Annotated in this window: 1 protein-coding gene; it reads left to right on the top strand. The window is 40.0% G+C overall.

Annotated features, from left to right (window positions below; all coding sequences use genetic code 11):
- On the top strand, positions 1-972 hold a 972-nt coding region (locus KQI58_RS22430; RefSeq protein ID WP_216411148.1), incomplete at both ends, for a hypothetical protein.

Genomic DNA, 972 nt, shown 5'->3' on the forward strand with positions numbered 1-972 from the left:
AAGCACATCTGTAAGTACGAGCGACAGCACAAGCGAAAGTACTTCGATTAGTGATTCGAACTCAATTAGTACAAGCGAAAGCGATAGTGAAAGCACAAGTATTAGCGATTCAATCAGTGATTCAAGATCTGAAAGTACAAGCGTGAGTGATAGCGACAGTACAAGTGTAAGCACATCAATCAGTGATTCGAACTCAACTAGCACAAGCGAAAGTAATAGTGAAAGCACAAGTATTAGTGATTCAATCAGTGCATCAATTAGCGAATCTATTTCGACAAGTGTAAGTGAATCATCAAGCGAGTCAGGAAGCTATAGTGGAAGCACATCTGTAAGTACGAGCGACAGCACAAGCGAAAGTACTTCGATCAGTGATTCGAATTCAACTAGCACAAGTGAAAGTAATAGTGAAAGCACAAGTATTAGCGATTCAATCAGTGTATCAATTAGCGAATCTATTTCGACAAGTGTAAGTGAATCATCAAGTGAGTCAGGAAGCTATAGTGGAAGCACATCTGTAAGTACGAGCGACAGCACAAGCGAAAGTACTTCGATTAGTGATTCGAACTCCATTAGTACAAGCGAAAGCGATAGTGAAAGCACAAGTATTAGCGATTCAATCAGTGATTCAAGATCTGAAAGTACAAGCGTAAGCGATAGCGACAGTACAAGTGTGAGCACATCAATCAGTGAATCGAACTCAATTAGTACAAGTGTAAGCAACAGCGACAGCACAAGTATTAGCGATTCAATCAGTGATTCAAGATCTGAAAGTACAAGCATGAGCAACAGCGACAGTACAAGTGTGAGCACATCAATTAGTGAATCGAATTCAACTAGCACAAGTGTAAGCAACAGTGAAAGCACAAGTATTAGTGATTCAATCAGTGCATCAATTAGCGAATCTATTTCGACAAGTGTAAGTGAATCATCAAGCGAGTCAGGAAGCTATAGTGGAAGCACATCTGTAAGTAC

The sequence above is a fragment of the Enterococcus raffinosus genome (genome assembly GCF_018917525.1).
GTDB classification, from domain to species: domain Bacteria; phylum Bacillota; class Bacilli; order Lactobacillales; family Enterococcaceae; genus Enterococcus_A; species Enterococcus_A raffinosus_A.